General features: G+C 32.5%; 22 protein-coding genes. 12 read left to right on the forward strand and 10 right to left on the reverse strand.

Annotation, left to right across the window (positions count from 1 at the left end; genetic code table 11):
- Positions 1–387: 387 nt before the first annotated feature.
- The 3 genes from glmS to BFJ87_RS12185 all read right to left on the reverse strand — a co-directional run bounded on the left by glmS (position 388) and on the right by BFJ87_RS12185 (position 5,045).
- Positions 388–2,235, reverse strand: coding sequence for a glutamine--fructose-6-phosphate transaminase (isomerizing) (glmS, locus tag BFJ87_RS12175; protein ID WP_077404873.1), 1,848 nt, complete (start codon positions 2,233–2,235; stop codon positions 388–390).
- 126 nt (positions 2,236–2,361) lie between these two features.
- The gene (locus BFJ87_RS12180; RefSeq protein ID WP_077404876.1) at positions 2,362–4,230 is read right to left on the reverse strand and encodes a DUF4270 domain-containing protein; all 1,869 of its coding nucleotides are present in this window, start codon (positions 4,228–4,230) and stop codon (positions 2,362–2,364) included.
- A 5-nt stretch (positions 4,231–4,235) separates the two neighbouring features.
- Complete coding sequence (locus tag BFJ87_RS12185; protein WP_077404879.1) at positions 4,236–5,045, reverse strand: glycogen/starch synthase; 810 nt, start codon at positions 5,043–5,045, stop codon at positions 4,236–4,238.
- Positions 5,046–5,150: 105 nt separating this feature from the next.
- Between BFJ87_RS12185 and panC the strand changes: the two genes are divergently transcribed.
- The 6 genes from panC (at position 5,151) to BFJ87_RS12215 (ending at position 10,682) form a co-directional block, all read left to right on the forward strand.
- Entirely contained in the window at positions 5,151–5,996 is an 846-nt protein-coding gene (gene panC, locus BFJ87_RS12190; RefSeq protein ID WP_077404882.1) for a pantoate--beta-alanine ligase, read from the forward strand.
- Positions 5,997–6,009: 13 nt separating this feature from the next.
- A complete protein-coding gene (gene panD / locus BFJ87_RS12195) occupies positions 6,010–6,360 on the forward strand; it encodes an aspartate 1-decarboxylase (protein ID WP_013620629.1) in 351 nt (116 codons plus the stop codon).
- Between the two features lie 5 nt (positions 6,361–6,365).
- Positions 6,366–7,331: a lysylphosphatidylglycerol synthase transmembrane domain-containing protein gene (locus tag BFJ87_RS12200; protein ID WP_077404885.1), complete on the forward strand. Its 966-nt coding sequence runs from the start codon at positions 6,366–6,368 to the stop codon at positions 7,329–7,331.
- A gap of 29 nt (positions 7,332–7,360) precedes the next feature.
- A complete protein-coding gene (locus tag BFJ87_RS12205) occupies positions 7,361–8,494 on the forward strand; it encodes an alpha/beta hydrolase (RefSeq protein WP_077404888.1) in 1,134 nt (377 codons plus the stop codon).
- Between the two features lie 78 nt (positions 8,495–8,572).
- Entirely contained in the window at positions 8,573–9,934 is a 1,362-nt protein-coding gene (gene radA / locus BFJ87_RS12210; protein ID WP_077404891.1) for a DNA repair protein RadA, read from the forward strand.
- 94 nt (positions 9,935–10,028) lie between these two features.
- On the forward strand, positions 10,029–10,682 hold the full coding sequence (locus BFJ87_RS12215; RefSeq protein WP_077404894.1) for a porin family protein: 654 nt from the start codon (positions 10,029–10,031) through the stop codon (positions 10,680–10,682).
- Between the two features lie 60 nt (positions 10,683–10,742).
- On the opposite strand, the gene BFJ87_RS12220 is transcribed toward BFJ87_RS12215, so the two are convergent.
- The 4 genes from BFJ87_RS12220 to BFJ87_RS12235 form a co-directional block, all read right to left on the reverse strand.
- Complete coding sequence (locus BFJ87_RS12220) at positions 10,743–11,783, reverse strand: aldo/keto reductase (RefSeq protein WP_171974509.1); 1,041 nt, start codon at positions 11,781–11,783, stop codon at positions 10,743–10,745.
- Positions 11,784–11,945: 162 nt separating this feature from the next.
- Positions 11,946–12,428, reverse strand: coding sequence for a c-type cytochrome (locus BFJ87_RS12225; RefSeq protein ID WP_077404901.1), 483 nt, complete (start codon positions 12,426–12,428; stop codon positions 11,946–11,948).
- A 41-nt stretch (positions 12,429–12,469) separates the two neighbouring features.
- Entirely contained in the window at positions 12,470–13,432 is a 963-nt protein-coding gene (locus BFJ87_RS12230; RefSeq protein ID WP_077404904.1) for a YheT family hydrolase, read from the reverse strand.
- 4 nt (positions 13,433–13,436) lie between these two features.
- Positions 13,437–14,411 (reverse strand): NAD(P)H-dependent flavin oxidoreductase, encoded by a 975-nt coding sequence (locus BFJ87_RS12235; protein ID WP_077404907.1) that lies wholly within the window; start codon positions 14,409–14,411, stop codon positions 13,437–13,439.
- Positions 14,412–14,544: 133 nt separating this feature from the next.
- Here BFJ87_RS12235 and BFJ87_RS12240 point away from each other — a divergent pair, with 133 nt between their 5' ends.
- Positions 14,545–15,024 (forward strand): acyl-CoA thioesterase, encoded by a 480-nt coding sequence (locus tag BFJ87_RS12240; protein WP_077404910.1) that lies wholly within the window; start codon positions 14,545–14,547, stop codon positions 15,022–15,024.
- Here the strand turns inward: BFJ87_RS12240 and BFJ87_RS12245 are convergent.
- Positions 15,021–15,920: a DMT family transporter gene (locus BFJ87_RS12245; RefSeq protein ID WP_077404913.1), complete on the reverse strand. Its 900-nt coding sequence runs from the start codon at positions 15,918–15,920 to the stop codon at positions 15,021–15,023. The two genes, BFJ87_RS12240 and BFJ87_RS12245, sit on opposite strands and share 4 nt — an antisense overlap.
- Positions 15,917–16,270 carry an arsenate reductase family protein gene (locus BFJ87_RS12250; RefSeq protein WP_077404915.1) on the reverse strand — a complete coding sequence of 118 codons (354 nt, stop codon included), beginning with the start codon at positions 16,268–16,270 and terminating at the stop codon, positions 15,917–15,919. Before BFJ87_RS12250 ends, BFJ87_RS12245 begins: the two co-directional genes overlap by 4 nt.
- 99 nt (positions 16,271–16,369) lie before the next feature.
- Between BFJ87_RS12250 and BFJ87_RS12255 the strand changes: the two genes are divergently transcribed.
- A complete protein-coding gene (locus BFJ87_RS12255; RefSeq protein WP_077404918.1) occupies positions 16,370–16,831 on the forward strand; it encodes a DinB family protein in 462 nt (153 codons plus the stop codon).
- 30 nt (positions 16,832–16,861) lie between these two features.
- Here the strand turns inward: BFJ87_RS12255 and BFJ87_RS12260 are convergent, their stop codons facing one another.
- Entirely contained in the window at positions 16,862–17,611 is a 750-nt protein-coding gene (locus BFJ87_RS12260) for a DUF3298 and DUF4163 domain-containing protein (protein ID WP_077404921.1), read from the reverse strand.
- A 73-nt stretch (positions 17,612–17,684) separates the two neighbouring features.
- Here BFJ87_RS12260 and BFJ87_RS12265 point away from each other — a divergent pair, with 73 nt between their 5' ends.
- The 4 genes from BFJ87_RS12265 (at position 17,685) to BFJ87_RS12280 (ending at position 23,531) form a co-directional block, all read left to right on the forward strand.
- Entirely contained in the window at positions 17,685–18,839 is a 1,155-nt protein-coding gene (locus BFJ87_RS12265) for a cystathionine gamma-synthase (RefSeq protein WP_077404924.1), read from the forward strand.
- Positions 18,840–18,944: 105 nt separating this feature from the next.
- Complete coding sequence (gene gdhA, locus BFJ87_RS12270; protein WP_077404927.1) at positions 18,945–20,288, forward strand: NADP-specific glutamate dehydrogenase; 1,344 nt, start codon at positions 18,945–18,947, stop codon at positions 20,286–20,288.
- Positions 20,289–20,398: 110 nt separating this feature from the next.
- Positions 20,399–21,118 (forward strand): DNA repair protein RecO, encoded by a 720-nt coding sequence (gene recO, locus BFJ87_RS12275; RefSeq protein WP_077404929.1) that lies wholly within the window; start codon positions 20,399–20,401, stop codon positions 21,116–21,118.
- A 1-nt stretch (position 21,119) separates the two neighbouring features.
- A complete protein-coding gene (locus BFJ87_RS12280; protein ID WP_077405314.1) occupies positions 21,120–23,531 on the forward strand; it encodes a TonB-dependent receptor in 2,412 nt (803 codons plus the stop codon).
- Positions 23,532–23,551: the final 20 nt, after the last annotated feature.

Genomic DNA, 23,551 nt, shown 5'->3' on the forward strand with positions numbered 1-23,551 from the left:
TTACAACCTAATCAATGAACTTTGCTAACTTTTTAACTGCTCGTTTGTCCGTTAGCGGCTGCAAATATACTCCCATTTTTGAACACCACAAGCCTTTTTTACATCTTTTTTAAAAGTATTTTTAAAACAAGCTTTACCACGCTATTTTTCAGGCACTTAAAACAAAATACTTTTAACCTATTTTTTACCAAACCTAAGCTTATCATTAAAAACTAGCCTAAAACAACATTACTCTACCCCTAAAAAGGCGATTGTTAGACTAAAGGATTTACGTTTACGTTAACATAAATCAGAATTAATCCCTCCTAAAACCTACAAAGCCTACATACAAAACAAAAAAGCCTAGAGTTTACACTCTAAGCTTTTAAAAATAATTTATAGTTTAAATTACTCTACAGTAACTGACTTTGCTAAATTACGTGGCTGATCCACATTACAACCTCTCATTAAGGCTATATGGTAAGACAACAATTGCAAAGGAATAGTAGTGAGCAGCGGTGTAAGAGCCTCTAAGGTTTCTGGCACCTCTATTACATGATCCGCCAACTCTTTAACCTGTACATCACCCTCGGTCACAACCGCAATGATTTTACCCTTTCTTGATTTAATTTCTTGAATATTACTTACCACTTTTTCATAATGCCCCTTATTAGTTGCAATTACAATTACCGGCATAGATTCATCAATTAAAGCAATTGGTCCATGTTTCATCTCAGCAGCTGGATATCCCTCTGCATGGATATAACTAATTTCTTTTAGCTTTAATGCCCCCTCTAAAGCAACAGGGAAATTATAACCTCTACCCAAATACAAGCAATTAGGCGAATCTTTATACACCTCGGCTATTTGCTCTATAGCATCATTAGATTGTAGAGCTACCTCTACTTTTGTTGGTATATATTCTAACTCTGTTAAAAAGTTTGTAAACTGTTCATCTGTTAAACTCCCTTTTTCTTGAGCTAATTTTAACGCAATTAAGCTTAACACTGTTATTTGAGTAGTAAAAGCCTTAGTTGAAGCAACTCCAATTTCTGGTCCAGCGTGCGTATAAGCACCAGCGTTAGTTTCCCTAGCAATAGAAGAACCAACCACGTTACAAACACCAAAAACAAATGCTCCGTTTTCTTTAGCTAACTTAATAGCTGCTAATGTATCTGCCGTTTCACCAGATTGAGAAATTGCAATTAAAACATCTTTATCTGTAATAACGGGATTTCTATACCTAAATTCAGACGCATATTCCACCTCTACTGGAATACGAGCTAAATCTTCAAAAATATATTCTGCTACAAGACCTGCGTGCCATGATGTACCACATGCAACAATAATTATACGATTTGCATTTACAAACTTATCTAAATGCTCATCTATACCAGCCATTTTTATTAGCTTTTGATCTGCTAACAATCTACCTCTATAGGTATCCAAAATAGCTCTTGGCTGCTCATAAATCTCCTTTAGCATAAAGTGATCATAACCACCTTTTTCTATCTCCTCTAAATTCATTTGCAATTCCAAAATATTTGGATATGCAACAGCATCATTCTTAATTTTTCTTAACTTAATTTCTTTACCAAGTCTAATAATAGCCATTTCCTCATCTTCTAGATAAACAGCATTATTTGTAAACTCGATAAAAGGAGATGCATCTGAAGCCACAAAGAATTCATTATCTCCCATACCAATTGCTAATGGACTACCTAATTTAGCCACTACAATTTCATCCGGTTTTTTAATATCAAAAACAGCTATAGCGTAAGCGCCAACAACCTCGTTTAAGGCTAACTGAACTGCTTTACCCAACTTAACATTTTCTTTTTTCTGAACTTCCTCTATAAGATTGATTAAAACCTCTGTATCAGTATCTGATTCAAAAGTATACCCTCTTTTGATTAATTCCGTTTTTATAGACTCGTAGTTTTCTATAATTCCGTTGTGAATAATTACCAACTCACCAGAATTAGAATAATGTGGATGTGAGTTAACATCATTAGGAACACCGTGAGTTGCCCACCTAGTGTGACCAATACCAATTGAACCTTTAGTAGATATTGTATCCTCTGACTTCTTTTTTAAATCAGATACTTTACCTTTAGTTTTAGCTAAATTTATTTTATCTCCATCAAATAATGCAACTCCTGCACTATCATATCCTCTATACTCTAAACGCTCTAATCCTTTTATAATAATGGGATAAGCCTCTCTATGACCTATATACCCTACAATTCCACACATAATGTATTAGTTATTAATTATTATAGTTAATGTTTGAGGCAAATCTATATATAAATGTAAAAACTAAAAGCACTTTACAGTTGTAATCACCTAAAAATACTACAAAAGGTATAAGTTGACTGGCTTTTAGTTAGTCTCTGTATAAAAAACTTCAAGCTTAAGTTTTTTATCTTCATCGTCTATATTACTACCATACAATACGGTTCCTAATGGATTTACAACAGATAAAAGTGGAATTTGCCCTTCGCCATCTTCTAACATTGCCTGTGCATTTACACTAAATCTTATATCTGAAGTTAAAGATAACCCTAATGTAACATTCTCCGCATCGCGAACAACCAAATTGTTTATATACTCTGTAATTCTAATTGTATATTTAATACCTTTACCATCACTAGAAGTTTCTATTATACCGTCATAACCAGTTAACGCTAATAAACTTAATGGTCCATTTTCTACATCTGTACTACTTAACGGATAAGTATATATTGATGTATTATCCTCTGCATTATACAAATACAGTCTAGGAGGTTCTACAACACTATTACCACCAACACTTGCGGCATCTAACGTTTCTCTATCTATATAAAAAACTAAATTTGCCTCGTTAATAATCCAATTATTATTTTTAATTTCTGTAATAGCATCTCTACCATTTTCCTCATCAAACAATTTAATTTCAGCAAAAGAACCCGCACCACCTTTTAAATAAATACGATCTGAATTCTCTCCCGTATCCATTTTATTTGCAATATCCACCGGGTATTCATCATTAACAAAAGAGTTAACTGTATTACCTGAAGCTGCGTTTATATCTAAAATATACGTAGACTCTTCCTTAATAATGGTATCATCAGACGTATCATCTGCAGTATCATTAGTGTCTACCCTATCAAATAAATAATCTACATAAATTTTAGCCGCATCAAAATTCAACAGCATCATAAGATCACCTTCACCACCAGATGCAGTAAAATATAAACCCCTGATAAACTCTTGAAAATTAGTTTGACTCAGCAACTCCGCTTGACCTTCTTTATCTAAAATATTTTCTTGAAAAAACGGAATAACATCTTGCATATCAACAATTATACCCGGAGCCAATCTTCTCTTCACCGTTCCTATTTCATCTTCATCTGTATCAGGATCATCAACTTCATAGTAAGTTACTGTTTCTGTATCTGTAAAATTTGCGACACCATCATAAAGCGTTTCACCTATAAAATTAGGAGAAAATTCAAAATCTGAATAATAAATTTGTCTTTCTTCAAAGTTTTGCGTTGGATCTACATCTCTAAGAAAATATGTAGAACGCTCTACCTTAAAGTTAAAAGGAACATTAACACTACCATAAATACTATCTACTTGGTACTGTCTTGCATAAGCACCTTCAATAATATCTTCCTCATCACCATCATTAGTACCATCATTATCTGTATCTGCATCTTGAGGATTTGTACCTAAAGCAACTTCTTCTGCATTGGTAAGCCCGTCTCCATCTGTATCGTTAGACGGATCCTCTGGCTCATCATCAAATTCATTATCTACACCATCACCATCAGTATCTCTTAATGAATCTGATTTTGTTAAAAAAGGAATAAATAAAGTAACCCCAGTTACTGTTTCATTCTCTTCAATTGTTGTTACGCTCTCATCTGTATCAGATTCATCTTCTACAGCTTGACTATACAAACCAAAAGTAGGATTACCAACACCACCAGCAAGTCTTAACTGAGAATTTACATAAGCGGTTGTTTTACCATAAATTGGATCATTAAACGTCCCAAGCTGATAAATTGGCAAACCATTTGTTTGTACCGATTTTACCTTTTTATTGTATGCAAAAACATCATAAACAGCCTTTTTAGCAGTAAAAGGTTCGCCAGAGATTACCTCGCCTCCAATTGTATTTAGCTCGTCTTCACATGAAACAAATGCAGACATTATAAAAAACCCTGCAAACGCAGAATAAACAAACTTCTTGTAAAAATTCATGTAACTTATTTTATAACTTCATTGTTGTAAAAGTTGGTATACGCTTCTTCAAACTCCTGAAGAGGAACGTATGACAACACAGGTTTTTCAAGACCAGCAACATACTCTGTTAATTCTTCTGGCACTTCCTCTGAGGCTAAAATAACAGCATCTGAATAATCTACAGCCACTTTTAACAAATTATTATAGTTAGGCGTTGATAAAACATCAACTTTATCCTCCGCAATCTGATCAAAGGCAATTTTTTTAACTATGTCCTTATCTAATTCTTCATCAAAACCTTTATTGTAGACAGATGTAACAATTTTACTTTCTGCAAATAATGGCTCATCAGCGTAAAATTCTTTTAGATACAATGGCACTAAAGAAGCCATCCAACCGTGCACATGAATAATATCTGGAGACCAGTTAAGTTTTTTAACGGTTTCTACAACACCCTTTGCAAAAAAGATAGCTCTTTCATCGTTATCAGGAAATAAAGTCCCATTTTCATCAGTAAAAGTTGCTTTCCTTTTAAAATACTCTTCATTATCTATAAAATAAACTTGAATACGTTCTTTAGGGATTGAAGCAACCTTTATAATTAACGGCATATCCATATCGTTAATTACTAAATTCATACCAGACAAACGAATTACTTCGTGCAACTGATGCCTTCTTTCATTTATATTGCCATAACGCGGCATAAATATTCTTATTTGCCCGCCTTTACTGTTCACCATACGTGGTGTTTCATAAGACATTTGGGAAACTTGATTCTCTGGGAGATAGGGCATTAATTCTGAAGATACAAACAATATCTTTTTACCATTCATAGAAGCTGATTTTTATTTATCAAAAAAGCGTAGGATGCAAAATTACAAAAATTATAGAGATTAACGCTAATTATAGTAAGTTTGCTGTCGTTTTAAATTAAATATATGCATATTTTTCACAAAATAGTAGAGTTAAAAAATCATTTTTCTACCGTATCTAAAGAAGAAACTGTGGGTATGGTACCAACAATGGGCGCTTTGCACAGCGGACATATTTCTTTAGTTAAAAAAGCCTTAAAAGAGAATAATTACGTAATTGTAAGCATTTTTGTAAATCCTACACAATTTAATAATGCCGAAGATTTAGAAAAATATCCTCAAACCTTACAAGAAGATATTAGCCTTTTAAAAGAAGCATCGGACAAAATTGTTGTTTTTGCTCCTTCTGCACAAGAAATTTACAACAGTAACATAAAATCTGACAGCTATAACTTTGGCGGACTAGAAAAAGTTATGGAAGGAGAGTTTAGAGACGGTCATTTTGACGGAGTTGGTACAATTGTTGAAAAATTATTAACTATTGGCAAACCAGACAATGCCTATTTTGGAGAGAAAGACTACCAACAACTACAAATTATAAAAAAGCTAGTTGACATTAAAAAAATACCAGTAAACATAATTGGTTGCCCTATAGTAAGAGAAAAAAGCGGACTAGCAATGAGTTCTAGAAATGAACGCCTTTCTACAGAACTACGTAATGAAGCAGCTTTTATTTATAAGACTTTAAAAGAAGCTAAAATAAAATTTGGCACAAAAAGTGCTTTACAAGTAAGTAAGTGGGTTACTGCACAATTTGATAAAAACAAGCTGCTAGACTTAGAATATTTTACCATTACCAATGCAGATAATTTACAAACAATAAAAAGAAAATCTAAAAATAAAAAATATAGAGCCTTTATTGCCGTTTATGCTAATGACATAAGACTAATAGACAATATAGCTTTAAATTAATTACCTTTGTATTATGCAGATAGAAGTAGTAAAATCTAAAATTCACCGTGTAAAAGTTACCGGTGCAGACTTAAACTATATTGGTAGCATTACTATTGATGAAGATTTAATGGATGCCGCTAATATTATTAGAGGAGAAAAAGTACAAATTGTTAACAACAATAACGGAGAACGATTAGAAACGTACGCAATACCAGGACCTAGAAAAAGTGGAGAAATTACACTTAATGGAGCTGCTGCACGTAAAGTTGCCGCTGGCGATATACTTATTTTAATTACCTACGCACGTATGGATATTGAAGAGGCTAAAAAATTTAACCCGTCTTTAGTATTCCCTAATGAAGAAAATAATTTATTAAACTAACATACTTGACCGCCTCCTTAAAAAAAACATTAAAAACAGTTTTACCAATTGCTTTTGGGCTGTTTTTAATATGGTATTCATACAATTCTACTTCTGAAGAAGACAGAAAACAAATAATTTATTACATAAAGGAGGCCGATTTATTTTGGGTTAGTATCTCATTATTGATGGGTGTTTTAAGCCACGTTTCTAGAGCTATTAGATGGAACTATCTTTTAGAACCACTTGGCTACAAACCAAAAATTGTTAATAACATACTTATTATTTTAACATCATACTTTGCCAATTTAGGCATTCCTAGGTCTGGAGAAATTTTACGTGCAACTGCGTTAACTACCTACGAGGATGTTCCGTTTGAAAAAGGTTTTGGAACCATTGTAACAGAGCGGGTTATAGACCTTATAATGTTACTTTTAATTATTGTTATTACCTTTTTTTTACAGACTGAAATTATTATTGATTTCTTTAAATCAAAAGGTTTTAATATTACAAAAATACTATTACTACTTGGGTCCGCAGCTGTTATAGCTTTAGCTTTCTTTTATGTTATTAAAAAATCCACACACCCCTTTTTAGTAAAAATTAAAGACTTTGTAAACGGGCTTTTACAAGGAGTTACTAGTATTTTTAAAATGAAAAATAAATGGGCATTTATTTTTCATACATTGTTTATTTGGAGTGTTTATATTGGTATGTTTTGGGTTATAAAATATACTGTTCCAGAAACCATATCCCTATCGGTTAGTCAATTATTAGTAGCGTTTATTTTTGGTGCATTTGCTATGACAGCCACTAATGGCGGCATAGGACTTTACCCTATTGTTGTAAGCAGCGCCCTAACTATATTTGGTATTAGTAGTGTATCTGGTGATGCTTTTGGTTGGATTATGTGGATTTCACAAACTTTACTAGTTGTTGTTTTTGGGGCAATATCTTTTCTACTATTGCCGTTATTAAAAAGAACCAAATAGTTTTTTAAGACTAAAGAACAAACCCAAAAATGAAAAAAATTACCTTAACCTTGGCCCTATTTATAGGGTTAAATGCATTTGCACAAGTAAAAACTGAAATTATTGAATCTTTTAAGCTTCAACAAAAAAGAGATGTTAGCTACTATATTCCAGAAGATTACAATGAAGAAGACCAACACACACTAATTGTTGTATTAGACGCAGAGTATTTGTTTGATGATGTTGTTGCCAAAGCAAAATTTTATAGCAGATTTCATGGTATGCCACCTGCTATAGTTGTAGGCATACACCAACAAGCTCAGCAAAACAGGCTAAAAGACTGTTCTTTTAGTGAAGACAATGGCTTACCTACAGAAGAAGGAAAAGCTTTTTTTGAATTTTTAGGGATGGAAGTTGTTCCTAATATAGAAAGTACTTACAACATTTCGCCTTTTAAAATGATTGTAGGTTATGACATTACAGCTAACTTTGAAAACTTTTATCTGTTTAAAGAGAATCCACTTTTTAGCTCATACATAAGCATATCACCAACTTTAGCACCAGAAATGGAATCTAGAGTTGCCAATAGAATTGGAGCAATAGACAAGCAAATTTTTTATCATTTAATTGTAGAAAAAAATAGAAATGCTAAAGAGCTAGCAGAACTTAACACATCTTTAAAAACTATAGAAAAGGAAACTTTTAAATACTATTTTGATGTGTACGACACAGACCACACATCTATAGCTACATATGGTTTAGGAAAAGCTTTTGATGATATTTTTGAAATATTTAAACCAATTAGCCCTAAAGAATATAAAACTAAAATTTTAACATCAGAAGAGCCTGCTTATGCATATTTAGAAACCAAATACACTATTATTAAAGAAACATTTGGTTTTACAAAAAGAGTAGATCTTAATGATGTTATGGCTATTTATTCGGCAAGTAAAAAGAAAGAGGATCCAGAGTCTTTAAAAGAATTATCTGATTTGTGTAAAAAAGAATTTCCAGATACTATGCTAGGTTTTTATTTTGAAGGAGAGTACTTTGAAGAGATTGGGGAACCAAAGAAAGCGCTACGTACTTTTGAAAAAGCCTTTGGAATGGAAGAAATTGACTTTTTAACCAAAGATATGGCTTTAGAAAAAATTGATGCTTTAAAGGCTGACTTTGGTTATTAATACCTTAGACTAGTTTATAAGCTAAAAATAAAATTATAAACTTTGTAGTACCTTTGGCCTAAACCAACAAATTAGGTAATGGCTAAAACAAAAACAGCTTTTTTTTGTCAGAATTGCGGTACACAATATGCTAAATGGGCAGGGCAATGTGGCGCTTGTAAAGAGTGGAACACTATTGTTGAAGAAGTTATACAAAAAGAGGAAAAAAGTAGCTGGAAAACACCTAGTAATACACCCAAGGTTGCTACAAAACCTTTACGCGTTAAAGAAATTAGTACAGAAAAAGAATTACGCCTAAACACCTATGATCTTGAATTTAACAGGGTTTTAGGTGGAGGCTTGGTTCCAGGCTCATTAACACTTTTGGGTGGAGAACCCGGAATAGGCAAAAGCACACTACTATTACAAATCTCACTTAAATTACCCTATAAAACACTGTATGTATCTGGCGAAGAAAGTCAGAAACAAATAAAAATGAGGGCAGACCGTATAACCACGGATAATGAAACTTGCTTTATACTTACAGAAACCAAAACACAAAATATTTTTAAACAGGTTGAAGCTATAGAACCAGATATTTTAGTTATAGACTCTATACAAACACTCCACTCAGACTACATAGAGTCTGCCGCAGGAAGTATTTCTCAAATTAGAGAATGTACTGCAGAACTTATAAAGTTTGCCAAAGAAACAAATACTCCCGTTATTTTAATTGGTCATATTACAAAGGATGGTACTATAGCCGGACCAAAAATTTTAGAACATATGGTAGATACTGTTTTACAGTTTGAAGGCGACAGAAACTATGTTTACAGAATTTTACGTGCATTAAAAAACAGATTTGGCTCTACTGCAGAATTAGGAATTTATGAGATGCTGGGTAGCGGCTTACGCGAAGTAAACAATCCTTCCGAAATTTTAATCTCTAAAAATGATGAAGGACTAAGCGGAACAGCTATTTCTGCATCTATAGAAGGTATGCGACCTTTAATGATAGAAATACAAGCACTAGTTAGCACTGCCGTATATGGAACACCACAAAGATCTACAACAGGTTTTAATGCAAAAAGACTTAATATGTTATTAGCTGTTTTAGAAAAACGTGCCGGTTTCATGTTAGGTGCCAAAGATGTTTTTTTGAATATAACCGGAGGTATTTCTGTAGATGACCCAGCTATTGACCTAGCTGTAATTGCAGCAATTTTATCTAGCAACTCAGACATTACAATTCCTAAAGGTGTATGTTTTGCCGCTGAAGTTGGTCTAGCAGGAGAAATTAGACCCATACAACGCGTAGACCAACGTATATCCGAAGCAGAAAAACTTGGTTTTAAAGCTATATTTGTATCTAAAAATAATAAAATTACCTTAAAAAATACAGTTATTAAAGTACAATTAGTCTCAAAAATTGAAGATGTTGTGAGAGTTTTGTTTAATTAAAAAACTTAAGTTATTTAACTTTTAAATAATACTCTCACCCTATATTGTGGTATAAACCTTGATAATAAGTAGTCTTAATCCTTAAAAAAATAAGATGAAAAAATTATTACTTATTACCTTTTTAGCAATCTACGGAACAAGTGTTGCTCAAGAAACTGAAATCAAAAGAGTAATTCCAAAAGACACCTGGAGTATTGGTGGCAGCCTAAATATTGGCTCAAGCAAAACTGAAAACTTTGAAGTCAATCAAGACGACAACACGTACAGTAAGGGTTTTTCATTCGGCTTTATACCAAAAATTGGATACACTATAGCTAATGACTTAACAGTTGGACTTGGAATAGGAATAGACTTTGATAAATCTGAAGATAATTATAACGATGAAGAGTACACAAATAAAAGCCTAGGATATATAATTAACCCATTTATTAGAAAAAACTTTGGAGCTGGCAAAAACTTAAGTTTATTTCTTCAGGCCGAAGGTAGATATTCATTATACAAGAAAAAATATTCAGATTCTGATAGTTATGAAGATCCAAGTAAAAGATTATTCATTGGCTTAAGACCAGGCCTCAACTATTTTTTAAGTAATAAAATAGCATTAGAAGCTACTATTGGTAGTCTTGGGTACAATTATAGTTCTTATAAATATGATATTGACTCAGCTAGCTCTAAAAGAGAAAGCAACACTTTTAATTTTAATTTATCAACAAGCAATATTAATCTAGGAGTTTTAATCCTTCTATAAACAAAAAAGAGGCTGCACAATATGTACAGCCTCTTTTCTATTTTACTTGTCTATTAAATATTAAGGAGCTGGGTTAGGTATTTGCTTATGTATAGCCTCTATACCTTCTAAAACCTCATCTGTTAACTTTACATTTACGCTTCCAATATTTTCCTCTAGTTGCTTTAAATTTGTAGCTCCTATAATTGTACTTTTTACAAACGGTCTAGAGTTTACGTATGCCAATGCCATTTGCGGTAAAGACAAGCTATGCTCACGGGCTAAATCACAATACATTTGTGTTGCCTTTTGTGCATTTTCTCCACTATATCTGTTGTAATTAGGAAAAAGAGTTACCCTTGCATTTGCAGGTTGTAAACCTCCAAGGTATTTACCACTTAACACCCCAAAACCCAGAGGAGAATATGGTATTAACGCAATATCCTCTCTCATAGATATTTCTGCCAAACCAACCTCAAAAGTCCTATTTAATAAACTATACGGATTTTGTATGGTAGACATACGTGGCAATCTTCTGTGCACTTTACTTTCCTCTAAAAAACGCATAGTTCCCCAAGGGGTTTCATTAGACAAGCCAATATGCTTAATTTTTCCGTCATTTACTAAATCGCCTAAAGTATCTAATACTTGGTGAATATTATCTTCCCAAAAGTCATTTATTTTATGCTCATAACCTCTTTGCCCAAAGTAATTTGTTTGCCGTTCTGGCCAATGTAACTGGTACAAATCTATAACATCAGTCTGTAAACGTTTTAAACTGTTTTCTACCGCAGTTATTAGAGCTTCTTTTTGGAAACCAGTGGTTCTAATATGCTTTGTAAAATCTGCTTTACCAGCAATTTTAGATGCAATAATTATATTATCCCTATTACCTGTTTCTTTAAACCATTTACCAATAATTTTTTCAGTTTCTGCATACAACTCTGCTTTTGCCGGAACAGGGTATAATTCTGCAGTATCAAAAAAATTAACTCCTTGTTCTAAAGCATAATTCATTTGTTTAAAAGCGTCGTCAATATTGTTTTGCCTGCCCCAAGTCATTGTGCCTAAGCAAATTTGGCTTACCTCTAAATTAGTATGCGGTAATTTTACGTATTTCATAGTCATTAATGTGGTAAAAATTCTTCATGTTCTTAACCAAATCTAGGGAAATAAATACTTTAATCAAACATATAAACCGGCATTTGTTACAGATTTTACAATAAAAAAACAGCGTTAATCTATGTTTAGAAAAACGCTGTTTTAAAAAATTAAAGATTTATTTTATAACGTCCTGAAATACTCCGTTATAGCTCTTGCTTCTTCTTCTGTTAAGCCTTGATTAGTCATTAAAGCATTATTATATTCTTTAAACAAAGCTTTAGCTATAGGATCTTCTTTTAGCATACCATCAGGGTTTAATATCATATTCATAACCCACTCCGGACTTCTTCTGTCCAATACTCCCTTAACAGCTGGACCAATTAAACGCATATCTGTTGCATGGCAAGCAACACATTTAGAACTAAAAATAGATTCGCCTGTTGCAGCCATTTCTTTATCTACTTCTGCACCTAAATCTACAGACTTTATAGGGCCAACACCCTTATTGTCCATATCTACAGGAACTCCTTCTTGCTTTGCTGCCGATTTATCTTCCTTTTTGGTACGGTTCATTTCAAAACCATCGGATTTTTTATCCTCCTTTTTGTCGCCACAACTCGCCATAAATACGCCTGCAACTAAGATTAAAAATAATTTTTTCATGTGTTTAAGTTTTAAAGCACTAATATAAGCAATACTCTTATTTAAACCTTCTCTTCTAAAAATTTAACTACCCTTTTTTCTGAGTACGTGATGTTATTATTATCATAAAACCCAACATGACCTCCATACAATGGCATTTCTAAAAATAAGTTACTATTTTGCTTTGCCTCTTTAACAGGATAACAAGCAGCACCTAAAAAAGAATCGTTTTTAGCATTAATAATTAAAGTTGGTACTTTTATTTTATCCAAAAACTGCAAACAACTAGCTTTTTCATAATAATCTAAAGCGTTTATAAAACCATTTACTTTACTAGTATACACATCGTCAAAATCTTTTAAGGTTTTTATTTTGTTTATTTCTGACTCATTAATTTTATCTGGATATTGCTTATGTTTTATTCGCAATTTTTGTAGCAAACGTTTTTTAAAATTAGAAGCATACAGTATATTTTTTGGCTTTAGCAATTCTTCTAAAGAACTAGCCAAGTTACAGGGAACAGAAACTCCTATGCCAGCTTTAATTTCTGGTGGTCTTTGCCTATTCTCTCCTAAATATTTTAAAATTAAATTACCGCCTAAACTAAAACCTTGCAATACTATTTTAGAATATGTTTTTAAACCTAAAATATGCTGCACAACGGCATCTAGATCTTCTGTAGCGCCAGAGTGGTAAGACCTAAATAACACATTAGCTTCTCCACTACAACCTCTTAAATTTACCGCACACACATTATAGTTACATAGCAAAAGCTCTCGGGTTGCACCCAAAATATAAGGTCTTTGTGCGTTACCCTCTAAACCGTGTACAACTATAACAACTTTATCTGTTTTTGTAGCTGTAAAACTCCAATCTAAATCTAAAAAATCGCCATCTGCCAATTGTATACGCTCTCTTTTTTGCGTTGGCACTTTTACAGACCTAAATAAACCCGTGTAAAGTGTAGAGAAATGCCCACTTTTAAAAAATAAAGGAGGGTTATAAGCTGATTCTAATATTGGCATTATACTATTTAGGGTAAACTTCTAGTAATTTCTTTTGTTCCTCTATAGCTTCTACAAATTCGGTTTTTAAAGTAGCAACTAAATCAGCTACAGGAACTGCATTGTTAATATTTGTAACACCTTGACCTGCAGACCAAATGGTTTTCCAAGCTTTAGCCTCGGTGTCCATTTCTTTTCCGAAGTCTATTTTAGTATCTTTTTTTAAATCTTCTTCTGTAATACCTGCCGCTTTTAAACTTGCTCCCAAAAAGTTAGCGTGCACACCAGATATAGATGCCGTGTAAACAACATCACTAGCTCCGGCTTCAATAATCATTTTTCTATAATCTTCTGTAGCCTTACTTTCTGTGGTATTTATAAATCGAGTTCCCATATAAGCAACATCTGCGCCCATTTGCCTTGCAGAAGCTATATCTCTTCCTGTACTAATACAACCAGATAATATAACCGTTTTAGTAAAAAACTTTTTAATTTCTGCAACCAAAGGCATAGGGTTTAATGTACCTGCATGACCACCTGCACCAGCAGCAACAACTATTAAACCATCTACCCCAGCTTCTGCTGCTTTTTCTGCATGACGCTTTTTAATTACATCATGAAAAACAAGACCTCCATAGCTATGCACAGCATCTACAACCTGTGATACCGCACCTAAAGAAGTTATAATTAAAGGCACCTTATGTTTTATGCACAACATAAGATCTGCCTCTAAACGCGGATTTGTTTGGTGCACAATTAAATTAACACCAAATGGAGCAGCTTTTTTACCTGTTTCTTCTTCAAACGTTTTTAGCTCTTCTTTTATTTGAATTAACCATTCTTCAAACCCCTCACTTGTTCTTTGGTTTAATGCAGGAAAAGTACCTACTATTCCGTTTTTACAACATTCTATAACCAACTTTGGTCCTGATATTAAAAACATTGGTGCGGCTATAACAGGCAAAGAAAGATCTTTTACAAATGGGGCTATTGTTCTCATGAATTTGGTTTTTTGTTAATACTATAAATTTAAAAAATTAACTACTTTTTATAAAGTAATATGTTTAAGTTTCTCAAAACTATAGTATTTTTATCATTTATTATGCATGCATAACAATTAATTCTAAAAAAATATGTACTTAAAAGAGTTTGAAATTAGATGGAGTGATATTGATGCTAACTGGCATTTAGCCAATTCTGCATACGTAAATTATATGAGCCAAACTAGAATGGGCTTTTTAATGGAACTAGGTTTTAACCAAAAAACTATGGCAGATTATAAAATTGGCCCTGTGGTTTTTTACGAGCACATTTATTACTTTAAAGAGGCATTTTTTGGCAAACCTGTAAAAGTATCTTTAGAATTAAAGGGATTAAGTGAAGACGGAAAATTTTTTAAATTTCATCATAACTTTTTTGATTCTAAAGGAAGAAATTTTGCCCACTGTGAAATTTTAGGGGCTTGGATAGATTTACAAACAAGAAGTTTAACTGGATTACCTGAAGAATTTATGAACGCTTTTTCTAGAGTTGAAAAAGCTAATGACTTTAAATTACTCACAAAAGAAGACACTCGTAAATTTGCAAAGGTTCCTAAAGATTTAGAAGTTTAGGTTTTTACTTGCAATTTATTTTTTTTAGTTGCCAAATACAATCCTAAAATAACTAAAACGGTACCTACTACTTTAACCATAGTTAAACTGTCCTTACCTGTTACAACTGCAAATAAAATTCCTATTAATGGTTGCGCATAAGAAAAAGCACTTACGGTAGATGCCTTTAATTGCGACAATCCGTAAACGTTAAATAAATAAGTTAAAAAAGTAGTCCCTACAATAACAAAAATAATAGAGCCAATACCACTAGTTGGTATTGTGCTCCATTCAATTTCTCTAAATTCTGAAATTGTAATTGGAAAACATAAAACCAAGCCTAATGTAAAAAGCCATTTTAATAAAGTAAACATATGGTATTTTTCTAATAGCTTTTTTATTAAAATTAAATAAACACCATAGCTAATTGCATTTACAACAAATAATGCATTACCTAATGGAATATTAGGTGCATCTTGCCTAAATTCTGCTCCATAAAGAATTAAAAATAATGCCCCAACAAGACCAAGTGCTATACCAAATCCTTTTTGCAATGTAATTTTTTCTTTTATAAAAATAGCAGACATTACCACTACTAGTATTGGAACTATAGTAATTAATACAGCACTATTTATTGGCGTAGACAATTCTAAACCCTTAAAAAAAGTAAGCATATTTATTCCCATACCAGTTAAAGCACATAAAAATAGTCTACCCCAATCTGTACGCTTTATTTTTTGATTTGGTATAAAAAAAGAACACATCCAAAATAAAAAAGAAGCACCAAGCAACCGCACCATTATAAATCCAAAAGGTTTAATATAAGTTGGCATTACACCCTTTGCTATTGTATGGTTTATACCATAAATAGTGGTAGCTCCTAAGCAAGCCAGTATAGCTAATGTTCTTTTACTCAATTGTGAATTTTTTCTTTTGCTGCGGCAATCACTTTTTTACTGTTGCCTACAAATATTGCATTGTTTACCAATATCACAGGTCTTTTTAAAAAGGTATAATGTTCTAAAATTAAATTTTTATAATCTTCTTCTTGCAATTGTTTTTGTGCCAGACCTTTTTCTTTGTAAAGTCTTGCTCTTTTACTAAACAAAGCTTCATAATTACCGGTTAAGCTATGCATTTCTTGCAGCTGTTGTTCTGTTATTTCTTCGGTTTTAATATCCTGTAGTACAAAACCATCTAGAGGTTGTAATTCTTTTAAAATTCTTTTACAAGTATCACAGGTACTTAAATGATATATTTTCTTCATTTTTATTAAACGATTTAGAATATTATTTAGAAACAAAAAACTAAGTGCAAAGAAACCCAATTTGGTTGAATTGTACTATTTTTATCAAAAAACATAATAGTGGAATATTTACTTGACAACTCTAAGCAAATTAGAAAAATATTATTAAAAATTTTAGATGAAACTCCTAAAGATTTACTGTTAGAAATTCCTAAAAATTTTAACAACAACATTTGGTGGAACATTGCGCATGTTGTAGTTACACAACAACTACTTGTTTACAAATTTAGCGGTATGCCTATGCTGGTTTCTGATGAAATGGTGGAAAAATACAAAAAAGGTACTTTTCCAGATGGCACAGCTACAGATGAAGAAATAACACAAATTAAAGAACTTTTGTTTAGCACTTTAAAACAAACGGAGCTAGATTATAATGCCGGAAATTTTAAAAGTTACACTCCATATACTACAAGCTTAAATATTACATTAAGTAATGTTGTAGAGGCTATGAAATTTAACGCACTGCATGAAGGCATACACATAGGATCTATATTAGCCTTAAAAAGAAATATTGGAAAATAACAACAAACAAAGAGTAATCTTACACAAAGGTTACTCTTGTTCTTTACCTTTTACAACAAGCATATTATTTACTTCCTTATAAGGTAACAACACTTCTATTTGCCCATCTGCGTATGAACCAACTTCATACGTATTGTAAAGCAACTTTAAACCTTTTTTTGTGTACCCTATATTACTTGGCAAAGTAAACACCTCTTCTTCAAACATAAAACCCGTGTCATTTATAGGTACATTAGCCGGGATTTTTTCTTGCGTTCTAAACTTTAATTCTGCTAAGTTGTAAAATTCTTCTTTGCTAGCAATTAACTCTTCATTAGAAAGTAAAGTTCCTTTTACAGCATCAAAATTTAACAAAATACTAGACTCATAACCATGAGCACCACCAGTAAACTCATACGTTTCTAAATCTATGGTAATAATTTTATCTGTTTCATAAACTACTTCCCCATTTATGGTTACTTCCCAACGTGTTGCATCTCCAGGTAATTTTTCTTTTACACTTAAAAATTCGTCGTTTAAAGAAGAAATTGCATCATCTATATTATCAACAGTTATATCATCATCAAAAATTAATAACGATATTATTTTCTCCTTAATTTTATTATTAATTGTTTCACTAACTTTTGTTTGCTTTACGGCTTTAGGTACATTAATTACAACAAGCGGTTTATTAGTTTCTTTTTCTGTAGTAAAATTTAGAGTACCAAAAGAAACCTCTTTTTTATTATTACAGCCAATTAAAACAATTAAAAAAAGGAATAAGAAAAATTTATTATTCATAGTTAAATAAGATTGTGCAAGCGCATTGTATTCTGCAAAGATAACGATACATTTGTGTTATAAATAAAGAAGTGTGGGCAAAAATAATTTAAAATTTAACAGCAAAACTATTCACGGAGGTCAAGAACCAGATAAGGCGTACGGAGCTGTTATGCCACCTATTTACCAGACCTCTACCTATGCACAAACTGCTCCTGGAGTGCATAATGGTTATGAGTACTCTAGAAGTGCAAACCCTACCAGAACCGCATTAGAAAAATCTTTAGCAAGTATAGAAAATGGAAATTATGGACTTGTATTTGGTAGCGGCATTGCTGCTATAGATGCTGTTATTAAACTCTTAAGCCCTGGTGATGAGGTTATCTCTACAAGTGATTTGTATGGAGGAAGTTACCGACTTTTTAAACAAGTTTACGAGAAATTTGGAATTATTTTTCATTTTGTAGATATGTCTAACACTAGTACTATTGAAAATTATATTAATAGTAACACAAAACTTATTTGGGTAGAAACACCAACAAACCCAATGATGAATATTATTGATATTGCCGCCGCCGGTAAAATAGCAAAAAAACATAATATACCTTTAGCTGTAGACAATACCTTTGCTACTCCTTATTTACAAACCCCTTTAGATTTAGGAGCAGATATTGTAATGCATTCTGCTACAAAATATTTAGGAGGCCATAGTGATGTTGTTATGGGTGCTTTAATTGTAAACAATAAAGATTTAGCAGATAAGTTATATTTTATACAAAAAGCTAGTGGTGCAATATGTGGCCCTATGGATAGTTTTTTAGTTTTAAGAGGTATAAAAACATTGCATGTTAGAATGCAGCGCCACTGCGAAAACGGTAAGGCTATTGCTAATTACCTTGCAAACCACCCTAAAGTTGAAAAAGTGTTTTGGCCAGGATTTGATACACACCCAAATTACAATATTGCTAAAAGCCAAATGAAAGGCTTTGGTGGTATGTTATCTTTTATACCAAAAGGAGCAGATTATAATGAGGCTATAGAGATAATTAAAAAGTTAGAGGTTTTTACACTAGCAGAGAGTTTAGGCGGGGTAGAAAGTTTAGCTGGTCATCCTGCTAGTATGACACACGCTAGCATGCCAAAAAAAGAAAGAGAAAAAAACGGAATTGTAGACTCTTTAATACGACTTAGTGTTGGTATTGAAGATGAAAACGACTTAATTGATGACCTTAAACAGGCCATTGGATAATAATTTTATCAAATTTTTAAAAAAACAAGGTGTAAATTATATAAATAGTATAATTTTGCCGTTATAATTTTAATTCAATAATTTAACAATTATAAAGGTTTCTATATGGAAGCAAAAATAAATGCATTTATGGATGAGGTTAAGACCCGTAACGGTCATGAACCAGAATTTATCCAAGCGGTACAAGAAGTTGCCGAGACAGTGATCCCCTATATTGCTGATCATGATATTTACAATGGCAAAAACATACTTTTGCGTATGGTAGAACCAGAAAGATTAATTTCTTTTAGAGTATCATGGGTAGATGACAATGGAAACATCCATGTAAATAGAGGCTACAGAGTACAAATGAACTCTGCCATAGGACCTTATAAAGGTGGTTTGCGTTTTCACCCAAGTGTTAATGCAAGTATTCTTAAGTTCTTAGCTTTTGAGCAAGTATTTAAAAACAGTTTAACTACTCTACCAATGGGTGGTGGTAAAGGTGGATCTGATTTTGACCCTAAAGGAAAATCTGATGACGAAGTAATGCGTTTTTGCCATGCATTTATGACAGAGCTTTGCCGTCACATTGGACCAAATACAGATGTACCTGCTGGTGACATTGGTGTAGGAGGAAGAGAAATAGGTTTCCTTTTTGGAATGTATAAAAAAATAAGAAATGAGTTTACAGGTGTTTTAACAGGTAAAGGTCGTTCTTGGGGTGGTTCTTTAATTAGACCAGAAGCTACTGGTTATGGTACTGTTTACTTTGCAGAAAGTATGCTTAAAACTCAAGGAAAAGATTTTGCTGGTAAAAATGTAGTAATCTCTGGTTCTGGAAATGTTGCACAATTTGCCGCAGAAAAAGCATTACAATTAGGAGCCAAAGTTTTAACTCTGTCAGATTCTCAAGGCTACATTTTAGATAAAGATGGTATTGATGCTGATAAGCTTGCATATGTAATGGATCTTAAAAACAATAAAAGAGGACGCATATCTGAATATGCAGATAAATATACCTCAGCAACTTTTCATAAAGGAGAAACTCCTTGGAATGTTGCTTGTGATATTGCTTTACCATGTGCTACACAAAATGAATTAGACGGCGAAGCAGCAAAAGTATTAATTAAAAATGGATGTATTTGTGTTGCAGAAGGTGCTAATATGCCTTCTACACCAGAAGCTATCCACGAATTTCACGAAGCAAAAATATTATTTGCTCCAGGAAAAGCATCTAATGCTGGTGGTGTTGCTACTTCTGGTTTAGAAATGTCTCAGAACTCATTGCGTATTAGCTGGACAAGAGAAGAGGTAGACCAAAGATTAAAAACAATTATGGAAGATATTCATAATTCATGTATAGAATACGGCAAAGATAAAGACGGTTACTGTAACTATGTAAAAGGAGCAAATATTGCTGGTTTTGTTAAGGTTGCAGACGCTATGTTAGCTCAAGGCGTTATTTAAAACAACATATAATTATTAAAAAGCTCCATTAAGTTTTCTTAATGGAGCTTTTTCTTTTTCAATTAAAAAACTTATCAATTTACTATCTTTACATTACCTAAAAATTACTAATGCAAGTAACCACAAAAGCTATTGTACTCTCTGCCCTTAAATATGGCGACAATAGTTTAATTGTTAAAGCATATACCTTATCAGACGGATTAAAATCATATTTACTAAAAGGAGTTTTGTCTTCTAAAAAAGGAAAAATTAAGGCCGCTTATTTTCAACCTTTAACTCAATTAGAGTTAATTGCCGTACACAAAAATAAAGGAACACTAGAAAGCATTAGAGAAGCTAAAACCAGTTATTATTACCAAACATTACACACTAATATTGCAAAAAATGCAATGACACAGTTTTTAGCTGAAATGTTAAGCAATAGTTTATTTGAAGAAGAGCCAAACGAAAACCTCTTTAATTATATAGAAGCAGCTTTGCAATGGTTAGATACAGAAACTCAAATTGCAAATTTTCATCTTCACTTTTTACTAAGTATTACTAAGTATTTAGGTTTTTATCCAGACGATAAAAACAACCATTTATTATATTTTGATTTGCTGGAAGGTAGTTTTACAAACAAACCATCTTTAAATCCAATTATAGAAGGTAATAATTTAAATTATTTTAAAACCTTCTTAGGCATAAATTTTGATGCTATATATACAATTAAAATGACTAAAACCGACAGGCAAGAGCTGCTAAAGTCGCTTATTTTATATTTTGAATTACATTTACAAGGATTTAGAAAACCAAAGTCTCTTGTTATTTTAAATGAAATTTTCCGTTAGTATGCGTACTACCTTTTTTATATTTTTTTTATTGCTCTTTTTTGGTGCCTTTGCCCAAGAGATTGTTGTTGTAGACCAAGATACTTATGAGCCTATACCAGATGTTGCTATTTTCAATACTACCAAAACAAAAACGGCATTAACCTCTAAAAACGGTAGTGCAGATTTATCAATTTTTAATAAAAATGAGAAAATAGTTTTAAAACATATTGGCTACCAAACAAAAAAAACTACAAAAAATTTACTTCTAAAAAGAGGTAACACTATTTATATGGTACTTACTGCCCAGGAGCTAGACGGTGTTGTTATGTCGGTCTCTAAATGGGAGCAGCAAAAAAAAGATATCCCTCAAAAAGTAGCATCCATAACAACTAAAACCATAGCATTTACAAACCCACAAACTGCTGCAGACGTATTACAAAATAGCGGTAAAATATTTGTTCAAAAAAGTCAGCTTGGCGGTGGTAGCCCTATGATTAGAGGTTTTGCAACCAACAGGCTGTTAATCTCTGTTGATGGTGTACGTATGAATAACGCAATTTTTAGAGGAGGGAATTTGCAAAATGTAATCTCTATAGATCCATTTTCTATACAAAACACAGAAGTTATTTTTGGCCCAGGATCTGTTATTTATGGTAGTGACGCTATTGGTGGAGTTTTAAATTTTTATACCAAAAAGCCAAAATATTCAAAATCTGAACACGCCTTAATGAGCGGTAATGCAACTTACAGATATTCTACTGCAAATACAGAAAATACAATACATGCCGATATAAATTACGGCAAACAAAAATGGGCCTTTTTAACAAGTGTTAGTTATACAGATTTTGATGATTTAAAAATGGGAAACAATGGACCAAGCTCTTATTTAAGAAACAATTATGTAACTACCATTAATGAAGAAGACCAATTAAAAACAAATAGTAATCCTAAAAAACAAGTTGGCTCTGCATATAACCAAATTAACGCAATGCAAAAGATTGCTTTTAAACCCAATGACAGTTGGAATTATGATTTGGGTATTTACTTTTCCGAAACATCTGACTATGGCAGGTATGATCGTTTAATAAGACCAACTAGTGACGGCGAAGGCCTACGTTCTGCAGAATGGTTTTATGGACCACAAAAATGGTTTATGTCCAAAATAGGTTTGCAGCACCATGGCAAAGGAAAATTTTATGATAGACTAAAAATAAACACTGCCTACCAACATTTTGGAGAAAGTAGAAACGATAGAAACTTTGGATCTACAACGTTAAGCAGTACAAAAGAAAATGTACACGCATTGTCTACAAATATAGATTTAGAAAATAAACGTATTGGAGATTTACGCTTATATTACGGCCTAGAGTATGTATTTAACAAAGTGAATTCTAAAGGTTTTAATACCGATATAGAAAATAACCAAGTTACTAATGCTGCGTCCAGATATCCAGATGGTGCCACTTGGCAAACAACTGCTGGCTACATTAATGCAGAATACAAAGCACAACCAAACCTTACACTGCTATCTGGCTTACGTTACAGTCACGTTTGGATTAATGCAGAATTTGACAAAACTTTTTATCCTTTTCCTTTTAATGATGCCAATTTAAATACCGGAGCTCTTACAGGTAGCATTGGGCTTAGTTGGTTTCCTAAAGAAAATTTACAGATAACTTTTAATGGCTCTACTGGTTTTAGAGCGCCTAATATAGATGATGTTGGTAAAATATTTGATTCTGAACCGGGCTCTGTAGTTGTACCCAACCCAGATTTAGAAGCAGAATATGCTTATAATGTAGATTTAGGCATACAAAAGAATTTTAATGACAAAGTAATTGTAAACGCTACAGGTTTTTACACTTATTTAGTAGATGCACTAGTACGTAGAGATTTTACCTTTAACGGTGAAAAAGAAATAGAATACCACGGAGAATTAAGCAACGTACAAGCAATACAAAATGCAGCAAAAGCTTATGTTCATGGAGTGGAGCTTGGTGTAGACGCTTATTTTACAGAACACTTATCATTAAGTTCTAATTTAACATTTACAAAAGGTATTGAAGAAGAAGAAGATGGCACAGAAACACCAGGGAGACATGTGGCACCAACTTTTGGAGATATCCATTTAATATGGAAAAATGACAAAATAAAGACAGACTTATTTTTTAACTTTAACGGAGAGGTATCTTACAGTAACTTATCATCATCAGAGCGTAGTAAAGACTACATTTATGCAACGGACAGTAATGGAAATCCATATAGTCCAAATTGGCAAACACTAAACTTTAATACCAGTTATAAATTAACAAATAATTTAATAGCTACTGTTGGTTGGCAAAACATTACTAACCAACGTTACAGAACATACTCATCTGGTATTGTAGCGCCAGGCACAAACCTAATTTCATCTATTAGTTATCAATTTTAAAAATTTTAGACATAAAAAAA

Source organism: Cellulophaga omnivescoria (genome assembly GCF_001999725.1).
In the GTDB taxonomy this organism is placed as follows: Bacteria; Bacteroidota; Bacteroidia; order Flavobacteriales; family Flavobacteriaceae; genus Cellulophaga; species Cellulophaga omnivescoria.

What these genes read in the sequence shown, in the direction of transcription:
- BFJ87_RS12230 (WP_077404904.1), bottom strand. Translation starts at nt 13,432, where the DNA reads ATGCCAATATTAGAATCAGCTTATAACCCTCCTTTATTTTTTAAAAGT.
- gdhA (WP_077404927.1), top strand. Translation starts at nt 18,945, where the DNA reads ATGGAAGCAAAAATAAATGCATTTATGGATGAGGTTAAGACCCGTAAC.
- BFJ87_RS12185 (WP_077404879.1), bottom strand. Translation starts at nt 5,045, where the DNA reads ATGAATGGTAAAAAGATATTGTTTGTATCTTCAGAATTAATGCCCTAT.
- BFJ87_RS12180 (WP_077404876.1), bottom strand. Translation starts at nt 4,230, where the DNA reads ATGAATTTTTACAAGAAGTTTGTTTATTCTGCGTTTGCAGGGTTTTTT.
- BFJ87_RS12205 (WP_077404888.1), top strand. Translation starts at nt 7,361, where the DNA reads ATGAAAAAAATTACCTTAACCTTGGCCCTATTTATAGGGTTAAATGCA.
- BFJ87_RS12225 (WP_077404901.1), bottom strand. Translation starts at nt 12,428, where the DNA reads ATGAAAAAATTATTTTTAATCTTAGTTGCAGGCGTATTTATGGCGAGT.
- BFJ87_RS12215 (WP_077404894.1), top strand. Translation starts at nt 10,029, where the DNA reads ATGAAAAAATTATTACTTATTACCTTTTTAGCAATCTACGGAACAAGT.
- glmS (WP_077404873.1), bottom strand. Translation starts at nt 2,235, where the DNA reads ATGTGTGGAATTGTAGGGTATATAGGTCATAGAGAGGCTTATCCCATT.
- BFJ87_RS12240 (WP_077404910.1), top strand. Translation starts at nt 14,545, where the DNA reads ATGTACTTAAAAGAGTTTGAAATTAGATGGAGTGATATTGATGCTAAC.
- BFJ87_RS12260 (WP_077404921.1), bottom strand. Translation starts at nt 17,611, where the DNA reads ATGAATAATAAATTTTTCTTATTCCTTTTTTTAATTGTTTTAATTGGC.
- BFJ87_RS12280 (WP_077405314.1), top strand. Translation starts at nt 21,120, where the DNA reads ATGCGTACTACCTTTTTTATATTTTTTTTATTGCTCTTTTTTGGTGCC.
- recO (WP_077404929.1), top strand. Translation starts at nt 20,399, where the DNA reads ATGCAAGTAACCACAAAAGCTATTGTACTCTCTGCCCTTAAATATGGC.
- panC (WP_077404882.1), top strand. Translation starts at nt 5,151, where the DNA reads ATGCATATTTTTCACAAAATAGTAGAGTTAAAAAATCATTTTTCTACC.
- BFJ87_RS12250 (WP_077404915.1), bottom strand. Translation starts at nt 16,270, where the DNA reads ATGAAGAAAATATATCATTTAAGTACCTGTGATACTTGTAAAAGAATT.
- BFJ87_RS12235 (WP_077404907.1), bottom strand. Translation starts at nt 14,411, where the DNA reads ATGAGAACAATAGCCCCATTTGTAAAAGATCTTTCTTTGCCTGTTATA.
- radA (WP_077404891.1), top strand. Translation starts at nt 8,573, where the DNA reads ATGGCTAAAACAAAAACAGCTTTTTTTTGTCAGAATTGCGGTACACAA.
- panD (WP_013620629.1), top strand. Translation starts at nt 6,010, where the DNA reads ATGCAGATAGAAGTAGTAAAATCTAAAATTCACCGTGTAAAAGTTACC.
- BFJ87_RS12220 (WP_171974509.1), bottom strand. Translation starts at nt 11,783, where the DNA reads ATGAAATACGTAAAATTACCGCATACTAATTTAGAGGTAAGCCAAATT.